Source organism: Pseudoalteromonas sp. SR45-5 (assembly GCF_014163565.1).
GTDB lineage: Bacteria > Pseudomonadota > Gammaproteobacteria > Enterobacterales > Alteromonadaceae > Pseudoalteromonas > Pseudoalteromonas distincta.
The window spans coordinates 1-9,207 of the sequence record NZ_JACJDN010000086.1 but is presented as its reverse complement, the minus strand read 5'-3'; the positions used below and the strand labels follow the sequence as shown (position 1 = coordinate 9,207).

Here is a 9,207-nt window from a genome sequence, read left to right as displayed (position 1 = left end):
CCTGTATTGAGAGGTTTATAGAGCTCTTTAAAGTCAAAGTTATGGTAACAAGTGATCAGTAGAGACATATTTGGATCATCAATGCTGAAAAAGCCAACCAATAAGTTAAGAGTCGTGTTACTAAAATCATTTGAAATAGTCAAAAGCTGAGATTTAAATTCATTGCGCTATATTTTTATTTGAGAAGTGAGTTTACTAAGGCCCCAATGGTTAGCTTTACATGAGGTTCTTAGTACCGGTATATAGATAAGAGAGCGACCCTTATATCTTCTGATCAGCTCTAATCAATAAAAACTTAGTTAAGGATTGCTTAATGGCAGTTAAATTCGAAGTGCTATTATTAATAACTGTAAATCACTATATAAAGTAAAAATGCTCTTTAACTAAAACCGGATAGGCTATTTTGGATCGATGGTAAGTAAAGGGTAACTAGGCAGAGCTATTAAAATAACTGTAAAAACAACCTATCGATTCAGAATCTATGAGTCGATGCACATAATAGAAGGTAATTACTGGTTCATATAGTTTGACAAATTTTAGGCAAGAAAAAGCCGAGCATAAGCTCGGCTTTTAGGTTTCTTTAAGACTTACTCTGCAGACTGTGCGTCTTCTTGAACTGCTTCGCTAGTCGCTGGGCGACCAACTAGTTCAATATAAGCCATTGGTGCATTATCACCAGTACGGAAGCCACACTTAAGAATACGAGTGTAACCACCTGGACGATCCGCGTTACGTGGACCGATTTCACTGAATAATTTACCAACAACTTCATTATCACGCGTGCGAGCAAACGCTAAACGGCGATTTGCTACACTGTCAGTCTTAGCCAGTGTGATTAAAGGTTCAATTACACGACGTAACTCTTTCGCTTTTGGCAAAGTAGTTTTGATGATTTCATGTTTCACCAAAGAACCTGCCATATTGCTAAACATCGCTTTACGATGGCTACTGTTACGGTTTAATTGACGACCACTCTTACGATGGCGCATGACCCTATCCTTCTAACTAAACTAATATAGTGATTTAGATTATTCAGCTAAGCTTGCAGGTGGCCAATTTTCTAGGCGCATGCCTAGAGAAAGTCCACGTGAAGCTAGCACGTCTTTAATTTCAGTTAGAGACTTCTTACCTAGATTAGGCGTTTTAAGAAGCTCAACTTCAGTGCGCTGAACTAAATCACCGATATATTGAATTTGCTCGGCTTTCAAACAATTTGCTGAGCGTACTGTTAATTCAAGATCATCAACTGGACGAAGTAGAATAGGATCGAATTCTGGCTTCTCTTCTTTCTCTTCTGGCTCAGTTACATCACGTAAATCTACGAATGCATCTAATTGCTCAGCTAAGATAGTAGACGCACGGCGGATCGCTTCTTCTGGATCTAAAGTGCCGTTTGTTTCCATATCAATGATTAACTTGTCTAAATCTGTACGTTGCTCAACTCGAGCTGATTCAACCGAGTACGCAATACGTTCAACTGGGCTAAATGATGCATCAAGCAACAATCTACCAATTGGACGCTCATCGTCATCAGAGGATAAACGACTAGATGCCGGCACATAACCACGACCACGTTCAACACGAATACGCATGCTGATCTCGCTGTTATTTGTAGTTAAATTACAAATAACGTGATCTGGATTAGCAATTGTTACATCGCCATCGTGCTGAATATCAGCCGCAGTAACAGGGCCTACACCAGATTTAGTCAGGGTCAGAAAAACTTCATCTTTGCCTTCTAACGTTACTGCTAAACCTTTAAGGTTTAATAGTATTTCAATGATGTCTTCTTGAACGCCTTCTTTCGCGCTGTACTCATGTAATACACCGTCGATTTCAACTTCAGTTACTGCACATCCAGGCATAGATGAAAGTAATATACGGCGTAAAGCATTACCCAGAGTATGGCCAAAGCCACGCTCTAATGGTTCTAAAACTATTTTAGAACGCGTTGGGTTGATAGCGTCGATGTCGACTAACCTTGGTTTTAGAAATTCTGTAACAGAACCCTGCATTTTATCCTCTCTTAACTCTTAACTTTACTTAGAGTAAAGTTCGACGATTAGTTGTTCATTAATGTCCGCAGACAGGTCTGAACGCTCAGGTAGACGCTTAAAGCTGCCTTCCAATTTCTTACCGTCAACTTCAACCCAAGTCGGCTTTTCACGTTGCTCAGCCAACTCTAGAGCAGCGATGATACGTGCTTGCGTCTTAGACTTCTCACGGATTACAACAGTATCTTCTGGAGTAATTACGTATGAAGGAATGTTCACAACACGACCATTAACTAAAATCGCTTTATGGCTTACTAACTGACGTGCTTCTGCACGTGTGCTAGCAAAACCCATGCGATATACAACATTGTCTAAACGTTGCTCTAAAAGCTGTAACAAGTTTTCACCTGTGTTGCCTTTAAGGCGAGCAGCTTCTTTGTAGTAGTTACGGAATTGCTTTTCTAATACACCGTAGATACGACGTACTTTTTGCTTTTCACGTAATTGTAAACCGTAATCAGATAAGCGACCTTTACGAGCGCCGTGCTGACCAGGTGCAGTCTCAAGTTTACACTTAGAGTCGATAGCTCTTACGCCGCTCTTAAGGAACAGGTCAGTACCTTCACGACGACTCAGCTTGAGCTTAGGGCCCAAATATCTTGCCATGTTATTTCTCCTAACCTATTGTTAAACGCGACGTTTCTTCGGTGGACGACAACCATTATGTGGTATTGGCGTCACGTCAGTAATGTTGGTAATACGGTAACCAGCAGCATTCAAAGCACGTACAGCAGATTCACGACCTGGACCTGGACCTTTAATGAAAACTTCTAGATTTTTTAAACCGTATTCTTGAGCAGCAGTACCTGCACGCTCTGCAGCAACCTGAGCAGCAAATGGTGTAGATTTACGTGAACCACGGAAACCTGAACCACCGGCAGTAGCCCATGATAGTGCATTACCTTGACGGTCGGTAATCGTTACAATAGTGTTGTTGAAAGACGCATGAACATGAGCCATACCATCAGCAACTTGTTTTTTAACCTTTTTACGACGAATTGGTGTCTTAGCCATAATACTATCCCCTTATCGCTTAATAGGCTTACGAGGACCCTTACGGGTGCGCGCGTTAGTCTTAGTTCTTTGACCACGTAATGGTAAAGAGCGACGGTGACGTAGGCCACGATAACAACCAAGGTCCATTAGGCGCTTGATATTTAAAGTAACTTCACGACGAAGATCACCTTCAACAGTGTACTTGCCAACTGCATCACGCAGTACGTCAAGAATTTCGTCTGAAAGTTCACCGATTTTTGTGGTTTCGGCGATACCAGTCGCTTCTAAGATAGCCTTAGAGCGAGTCTTACCTATGCCATAAATAGCTGTTAAACCAATAACTGCATGTTTATGATCAGGGACGTTAATGCCAGCAATACGGGCCACTAACACATCTCCTATATTCGAATTTGGTAATCAAAAGTTTGAAAAGCCCGTAAGGATACTCAAACGAAGACCAAATCACTACTAAAAACACAGGCCGAGAAAACTCAGCCTGCACGACTGTTTACTTAGCCTTGCCTTTGCTTATGCTTAGGCTCACTGCAAATTACGCGTACTACACCAGCACGTTTAATAACTTTACAGTTACGGCATATTTTCTTAACGGAAGCACGTACTTTCATTGCTCAACTCCGTAAACTGACCTTATCGACCGTAGCCTTTAAGGTTCGCTTTTTTCAGCACAGAATCATACTGATGAGACATCAGGTGAGTCTGTACTTGTGCCATAAAGTCCATGATTACTACAACGATAATCAAAACTGATGTACCGCCGAAGTAGAATGGCGTTTGCCACGCCATCGTCATGAATTCAGGCACCAGACAGATAAAGGTTATATACAAAGCACCTGCCAATGTCAGGCGTGTCATCACTTTATCAATGTATTTAGATGTCTGCTCACCTGGACGAATACCTGGGATAAATGCGCCAGATTTCTTAAGGTTATCTGCTGTTTCACGTGGGTTAAAAACCAACGCTGTGTAGAAAAAGCAGAAGAAGATAATAGCCGCAGCTAAAACAAGCGAGTACAACGGTTGACCTGGAGTCAACGTAGTAGCAACAGCTTGTAATACATCAGCGACTGGACCTTCACCTTGGCCGAACCAGCTAGCAATTGTACCAGGGAACAGAATTATACTGCTAGCGAAGATTGGTGGAATAACACCCGCCATATTTACTTTTAGTGGTAAATGCGTGCTTTGGGCAGCAAATACTTGACGACCTTGTTGGCGTTTAGCGTAGTTAACAACAATACGACGTTGTCCACGTTCGAAAAACACTACAAGATAAGTAACAGCGAATACGATTACCGCAACCATCAACAGTACAAAAACATTCAAATCACCTTGGCGCGCCATTTCGACTGTCGAACCAATAGCAGACGGCAAGTTAGCTACAATACCAACAAATATTAGAACAGAGATACCGTTACCGATACCACGCTCTGTTATTTGTTCACCCAACCACATAAGGAACATAGTACCAGTAACTAAACTCACCACAGCGGTGAAATAGAAACCCATACCAGGGTTAACAACTAACCCCTCCATCATGCCCGGTAAGCTAGTAGCAATACCGATTGATTGAATAGTAGCTAGCACAAGCGTGCCATAGCGTGTGTACTGGCTAATTTTTTTACGCCCTTGCTCACCTTCTTTCTTAAGCTCTATAAACGGAGGATACATATGCGTTAATAGTTGCGTAATAATCGAAGCCGAGATATACGGCATAATACCCAGTGCTAACACTGAAGCTCGCTCAAGTGCACCACCACTGAACATGTTGAACATTTCAACAATGGTGCCCTTTTGTTGCTCGAAGAAATCGGCAAGTACAGCGGCGTCAATCCCAGGGATCGGCACAAATGAACCTAGACGGTAAATTATGATAGCACCCAATACGAAGAGTAATCGGCGCTTCAATTCCGAAAGTCCACCTTGTGCACTTTTTGTATCTTGACCTGGTTTAGCCATTAGTACTTCCTTAGTCTTCTACCTTGCCTCCGGCAGCTTCAATAGCTTCGCGAGCACCTTTAGAGGCTTTAAGGCCTTTAACGGTAACAGCGCGTGAAACTTCGCCAGATTTAACAACTTTAACGAAAAGAACGTTCTTTTTAACTAGACCAGCTGCTTGTAACGCGCTTAGGTCTACCACATCGCCTTCAACTTTAGCGATTTCAAAAAGGTTTATTTCTGCAGATACTAAAGATTTGCGAGAAGTAAAACCAAATTTAGGTAGACGACGTTGCATAGGCATTTGACCGCCTTCAAAACCAACGCGTACTTTGCCGCCAGAACGTGATTTTTGACCTTTGTGACCACGACCACCAGTCTTACCTAGACCAGAACCGATACCACGACCAACACGTTTTGGAGCAGTTTTTGAACCTGCAGCAGGTGAAAGTGTATTCAAATGCATCGAATTAACCCTCTACCTTAACCATGTAAGAAACCTTGTTTATCATACCACGTACACATGCTGTGTCTTCTAACTCAACAGTGTGGTTGATACGACGTAAACCAAGACCGCGTAATGTAGCTTTATGTTTCGGTAAACGACCGATAGAGCTTTTTACTTGTGTTACTTTTACAGTTTGATTTGCCATGGTTACCCCAGTATTTCGTCTACGCGAAGGCCACGTTTTGCAGCGATTGACTGTGGAGAATTCATATTCTCAAGAGCCGAAATCGTTGCACGTACTACGTTGATTGGGTTAGTAGAACCGTAACATTTAGAAAGTACGTTCTGAACACCAGTCACTTCTAGTACTGCACGCATAGCACCACCTGCGATGATACCAGTACCTTCAGAGGCTGGTTTCATGAACACTAGTGAGCCAGCATGACGTCCCTTAACAGGATGCTGTAATGTATTGCCATTTAGGTCTACATTGATCATGTTGCGACGTGCTTTTTCCATTGCTTTTTGAATAGCAGCTGGAACTTCACGTGCTTTACCATAACCAAAACCTACTTTACCTGCGCCGTCACCAACTACAGTTAGTGCAGTAAAGCTAAAGATACGACCACCTTTAACTACTTTAGACACACGGTTCACCGCGATTAGCTTTTCAGCTAGATCAGGCTGTTGTTGCTTTGCTTCTACGTTAGCCATAGTCTACTCCTAGAATTGCAAACCGGCTTCACGCGCAGCATCAGCTAGCGCCTTCACACGGCCGTGATATTTAAAGCCACTGCGATCAAAAGCAATCTTTTCGATGCCTTTGTCAGCCGCACGTTCAGCAACCGCTTTGCCAACTGCTTGCGCAGCTTCAACGTTACCGGTGCCTTTAACTGTTTCGCTAATAGCCTTTTCAACAGTAGAAGCAGCAGCCAGTACATTACCCTCAGCATTTACAACTTGAGCGTATATGTGACGTGGCGTGCGGTGGATAACAAGACGCGTTGTGCCTTGTTCAATATAATTTCTACGAGTGCGTTTAGCACGACGTAGACGAGCTGTTTTTTTATCCATCGTCTTACCTTACTTCTTCTTAGCCTCTTTACGGCGTACATTCTCATCTGAATAACGAACACCCTTACCTTTATAAGGCTCAGGTTTACGGTATGCACGAATGTTAGCAGCTGTTTGACCAACTAACTGCTTGTCTACGCCCTTAACTAGAACTTCTGTTTGGCTTGGAGTTTCAATCGTAATTCCTTCAGGAACTGCGAAATTAACTGGGTGTGAGAAGCCAAGAGTTAAATCTAATGTTTTACCCTTCGCTGCAGCACGGTAACCCACGCCTACTAACTGAAGTTTCTTCTCGTAACCTTCATGCGTACCAACAACCATGTTGTTGATTAGAGCGCGAGCAGTACCTGCTTGAGCCCATGCATTAGCTACGCCATCACGAGGTAAAGTAGTAATAACGTTGTCATTTACTTGTACTTCAACAGCGTTGTTGATTGTACGAGTAAGTTCACCGTTTTTGCCTTTAACTGTGATTTCCTGGCCTTTTAATGTAACTTCTACACCGGCAGGAACAGTAATTGGTGCCTTTGCTATGCGAGACATAGTTCCCCTCCGATTAAGCTACAAAACCAATGATTTCACCACCAACACCAGCACTACGTGCTGCGCGGTCTGTCATTAGGCCTTTAGAAGTTGATACGATAGCGATACCAAGACCACCCATTACCTTAGGTAATTGGTCACGTTTCTTATAGATACGTAAACCAGGGCGACTTACACGCTGGATATTTTCAATTACAGCTTTGCCTTCGAAGTACTTCAACTCGATAGAAAGCTCAGGTTTAGTTTCGCCGTTAACAGCGAAATCTACGATATAACCTTCGTCTTTTAGTACTTTAGCTAATGCTACTTTCAGCTTTGAAGTTGGCATCGTTACAGATACTTTCTTCGCTGATTGACCGTTACGAATTCGTGTGAACAAATCCGCGATAGGATCTTGCAAGCTCATAGTCTTACTCCCATGATTCTATTACCAGCTAGCCTTTTTAAGGCCAGGAATTTCACCGCGCATAGCTGCTTCGCGAACTTTAATACGGCTCATGCCGAATTTGCGAAGGAAACCATGTGGGCGGCCCGTAATGTTACAACGATTACGTTGACGTGCAGGGCTAGAATCACGAGGTAAAGCTTGTAGCTTAAGTACCGCGTCCCAACGATCATCTTCAGATGTGTTAACATCACTGATGATAGCTTTTAGTGCAGCGCGCTTTTCAGCGTACTGAGCAACTAGTTTTGTGCGCTTTGCTTCGCGCGCTTTCATAGAATTCTTTGCCATAACCCTACCCTTATTTCTTAAATGGGAAGTTAAACGCTTCTAACAACGCACGGCCTTCCTCATCAGATTTCGCAGAAGTAGTGATAGTAATATCCATACCGCGTACACGGTCTACTTTATCGTAATCGATTTCTGGGAAGATGATTTGTTCACGTACGCCCATGCTGTAGTTGCCACGTCCATCAAAAGACTTTGCACTTACGCCACGGAAGTCACGAATACGTGGGATAGCGATTGATACCAAACGCTCAAAAAAGTCCCACATACGCTCGCCGCGTAGGGTTACTTTACAACCAATCGGGTAGCCTTCACGCACTTTAAAGCCAGCAACAGATTTGCGTGCTTTAGTGATTAAAGGTTTCTGACCAGAGATTGCTGCTAGATCCGCTACTGCGTTATCTAAAATCTTCTTGTCAGCTAGGGCTTCGCCCACGCCCATATTCAATGTGATCTTTTCGATCTGAGGGACTTGCATGACAGAGCTGAAACCAAACTTCTCTTGAAGTTCAGCAACTACTTTGTCTTTATATACTTCATGCAGTTTCGCCATCATTCTACTCCAACTATTAGATAGTTTTACCAGTAGATTTAAAGATACGTAATTTCTTACCATCTTCAATCTTGAAACCTACACGATCAGCTTTACTCGTTTCCGAGTTGAAGATCGCAACGTTTGATGCATCCATAGATGCTTCTTTCTCAACAATGCCGCCAGCTTGGTTCAATTGTGGAACCGGCTTTTGGTGTTTCTTGATCAAGTTTATGCCTTCGACAAAGATTCGACCAGATTCAGTAACAACTGAAAGCACTTTTCCGCGCTTACCTTTGTCTTTACCTGCTAGTACGATTACTTCGTCATCACGACGTATTTTTGCTGCCATGATTGGCTCCTTACAGTACTTCTGGGGCTAGTGAAACGATTTTCATGAACTTATCATTACGAAGTTCGCGAGTCACAGGGCCGAAAATACGTGTACCAATTGGCTGTAAGTTATCATTTAAGATAACAGCAGCGTTGCTGTCAAAACGGATCAGAGAACCATCTGGACGGCGAACACCTTTTCTGGTACGCACAACTACCGCGTTTTTAACATCACCTTTCTTCACTTTACCGCGAGGAATAGCTTCTTTTACAGAAACTTTAATGATGTCGCCAATCGCTGCGTAGCGACGGTGAGAACCACCAAGGACTTTTATACACTGCACTTTGCGAGCGCCGCTGTTATCAGCAACTTCCAGCTGAGTTTGCATTTGGATCATGTTAATGACCTCCGGTGTAGTAATTACAACGTGTCTTAAATTTGTTTAAAATCAAGACATTTCGATTAAATCCCACTCAAAAACAAACGAGTTGTCTCTTAAGGGCGGGCAATTGTACCAGCATTGAGGGGGTAGCGATAGGT

17 protein-coding genes are annotated in these 9,207 nt (G+C 42.9%); all 17 read right to left on the bottom strand.

Features of this window, described 5'->3' with window-relative positions:
• Nucleotides 1-587: 587 nt before the first annotated feature.
• Nucleotides 588-989, bottom strand: a complete 402-nt coding sequence (gene rplQ / locus H5072_RS05280; RefSeq protein ID WP_002959450.1) for a 50S ribosomal protein L17 — start codon at nucleotides 987-989, stop codon at nucleotides 588-590.
• A gap of 39 nt (nucleotides 990-1,028) precedes the next feature.
• Complete coding sequence (locus H5072_RS05275) at nucleotides 1,029-2,015, bottom strand: DNA-directed RNA polymerase subunit alpha (RefSeq protein WP_002959452.1); 987 nt, start codon at nucleotides 2,013-2,015, stop codon at nucleotides 1,029-1,031.
• Nucleotides 2,016-2,039: 24 nt separating this feature from the next.
• Nucleotides 2,040-2,660, bottom strand: a complete 621-nt coding sequence (gene rpsD / locus H5072_RS05270; protein WP_002959461.1) for a 30S ribosomal protein S4 — start codon at nucleotides 2,658-2,660, stop codon at nucleotides 2,040-2,042.
• 21 nt (nucleotides 2,661-2,681) lie between these two features.
• Complete coding sequence (gene rpsK, locus H5072_RS05265) at nucleotides 2,682-3,068, bottom strand: 30S ribosomal protein S11 (RefSeq protein WP_002959471.1); 387 nt, start codon at nucleotides 3,066-3,068, stop codon at nucleotides 2,682-2,684.
• Nucleotides 3,069-3,080: 12 nt separating this feature from the next.
• A complete protein-coding gene (gene rpsM, locus H5072_RS05260) occupies nucleotides 3,081-3,437 on the bottom strand; it encodes a 30S ribosomal protein S13 (protein WP_002959473.1) in 357 nt (118 codons plus the stop codon).
• Nucleotides 3,438-3,562: 125 nt separating this feature from the next.
• Entirely contained in the window at nucleotides 3,563-3,676 is a 114-nt protein-coding gene (gene rpmJ / locus H5072_RS05255; RefSeq protein WP_002959476.1) for a 50S ribosomal protein L36, read from the bottom strand.
• Nucleotides 3,677-3,698: 22 nt separating this feature from the next.
• Nucleotides 3,699-5,027, bottom strand: a complete 1,329-nt coding sequence (secY, locus tag H5072_RS05250; protein ID WP_002959478.1) for a preprotein translocase subunit SecY — start codon at nucleotides 5,025-5,027, stop codon at nucleotides 3,699-3,701.
• A 10-nt stretch (nucleotides 5,028-5,037) separates the two neighbouring features.
• Nucleotides 5,038-5,472: a 50S ribosomal protein L15 gene (gene rplO, locus H5072_RS05245; protein WP_002959480.1), complete on the bottom strand. Its 435-nt coding sequence runs from the start codon at nucleotides 5,470-5,472 to the stop codon at nucleotides 5,038-5,040.
• Nucleotides 5,473-5,476: 4 nt separating this feature from the next.
• Complete coding sequence (rpmD, locus tag H5072_RS05240) at nucleotides 5,477-5,659, bottom strand: 50S ribosomal protein L30 (RefSeq protein WP_002959482.1); 183 nt, start codon at nucleotides 5,657-5,659, stop codon at nucleotides 5,477-5,479.
• Between the two features lie 2 nt (nucleotides 5,660-5,661).
• On the bottom strand, nucleotides 5,662-6,168 hold the full coding sequence (gene rpsE, locus H5072_RS05235; protein ID WP_002959485.1) for a 30S ribosomal protein S5: 507 nt from the start codon (nucleotides 6,166-6,168) through the stop codon (nucleotides 5,662-5,664).
• Between the two features lie 9 nt (nucleotides 6,169-6,177).
• Entirely contained in the window at nucleotides 6,178-6,528 is a 351-nt protein-coding gene (rplR, locus tag H5072_RS05230; RefSeq protein WP_002959486.1) for a 50S ribosomal protein L18, read from the bottom strand.
• Between the two features lie 9 nt (nucleotides 6,529-6,537).
• Nucleotides 6,538-7,071, bottom strand: coding sequence for a 50S ribosomal protein L6 (rplF, locus tag H5072_RS05225; RefSeq protein ID WP_002959488.1), 534 nt, complete (start codon nucleotides 7,069-7,071; stop codon nucleotides 6,538-6,540).
• A gap of 13 nt (nucleotides 7,072-7,084) precedes the next feature.
• Nucleotides 7,085-7,477 (bottom strand): 30S ribosomal protein S8, encoded by a 393-nt coding sequence (gene rpsH, locus H5072_RS05220; protein WP_002959491.1) that lies wholly within the window; start codon nucleotides 7,475-7,477, stop codon nucleotides 7,085-7,087.
• 21 nt (nucleotides 7,478-7,498) lie between these two features.
• Nucleotides 7,499-7,804 carry a 30S ribosomal protein S14 gene (rpsN, locus tag H5072_RS05215; RefSeq protein ID WP_006794245.1) on the bottom strand — a complete coding sequence of 102 codons (306 nt, stop codon included), beginning with the start codon at nucleotides 7,802-7,804 and terminating at the stop codon, nucleotides 7,499-7,501.
• A 10-nt stretch (nucleotides 7,805-7,814) separates the two neighbouring features.
• On the bottom strand, nucleotides 7,815-8,354 hold the full coding sequence (gene rplE, locus H5072_RS05210; protein ID WP_010554915.1) for a 50S ribosomal protein L5: 540 nt from the start codon (nucleotides 8,352-8,354) through the stop codon (nucleotides 7,815-7,817).
• Nucleotides 8,355-8,370: 16 nt separating this feature from the next.
• Complete coding sequence (rplX, locus tag H5072_RS05205; RefSeq protein ID WP_002959496.1) at nucleotides 8,371-8,685, bottom strand: 50S ribosomal protein L24; 315 nt, start codon at nucleotides 8,683-8,685, stop codon at nucleotides 8,371-8,373.
• Nucleotides 8,686-8,695: 10 nt separating this feature from the next.
• A complete protein-coding gene (gene rplN / locus H5072_RS05200; RefSeq protein WP_002959498.1) occupies nucleotides 8,696-9,064 on the bottom strand; it encodes a 50S ribosomal protein L14 in 369 nt (122 codons plus the stop codon).
• Nucleotides 9,065-9,207: the final 143 nt, after the last annotated feature.

Coding starts and splice junctions, on each gene's coding strand:
- rpsE (WP_002959485.1), bottom strand. CDS start 6,168: ATGGCTAACGTAGAAGCAAAGCAACAACAGCCTGATCTAGCTGAAAAG.
- rpmD (WP_002959482.1), bottom strand. CDS start 5,659: ATGGCAAATCAAACTGTAAAAGTAACACAAGTAAAAAGCTCTATCGGT.
- rpsD (WP_002959461.1), bottom strand. CDS start 2,660: ATGGCAAGATATTTGGGCCCTAAGCTCAAGCTGAGTCGTCGTGAAGGT.
- rpsH (WP_002959491.1), bottom strand. CDS start 7,477: ATGAGCTTGCAAGATCCTATCGCGGATTTGTTCACACGAATTCGTAAC.
- rplX (WP_002959496.1), bottom strand. CDS start 8,685: ATGGCAGCAAAAATACGTCGTGATGACGAAGTAATCGTACTAGCAGGT.
- rplQ (WP_002959450.1), bottom strand. CDS start 989: ATGCGCCATCGTAAGAGTGGTCGTCAATTAAACCGTAACAGTAGCCAT.
- H5072_RS05275 (WP_002959452.1), bottom strand. CDS start 2,015: ATGCAGGGTTCTGTTACAGAATTTCTAAAACCAAGGTTAGTCGACATC.
- rplE (WP_010554915.1), bottom strand. CDS start 8,354: ATGGCGAAACTGCATGAAGTATATAAAGACAAAGTAGTTGCTGAACTT.
- rpsN (WP_006794245.1), bottom strand. CDS start 7,804: ATGGCAAAGAATTCTATGAAAGCGCGCGAAGCAAAGCGCACAAAACTA.
- rplN (WP_002959498.1), bottom strand. CDS start 9,064: ATGATCCAAATGCAAACTCAGCTGGAAGTTGCTGATAACAGCGGCGCT.
- rplR (WP_002959486.1), bottom strand. CDS start 6,528: ATGGATAAAAAAACAGCTCGTCTACGTCGTGCTAAACGCACTCGTAGA.
- secY (WP_002959478.1), bottom strand. CDS start 5,027: ATGGCTAAACCAGGTCAAGATACAAAAAGTGCACAAGGTGGACTTTCG.
- rpmJ (WP_002959476.1), bottom strand. CDS start 3,676: ATGAAAGTACGTGCTTCCGTTAAGAAAATATGCCGTAACTGTAAAGTT.
- rplO (WP_002959480.1), bottom strand. CDS start 5,472: ATGCATTTGAATACACTTTCACCTGCTGCAGGTTCAAAAACTGCTCCA.
- rpsK (WP_002959471.1), bottom strand. CDS start 3,068: ATGGCTAAGACACCAATTCGTCGTAAAAAGGTTAAAAAACAAGTTGCT.
- rplF (WP_002959488.1), bottom strand. CDS start 7,071: ATGTCTCGCATAGCAAAGGCACCAATTACTGTTCCTGCCGGTGTAGAA.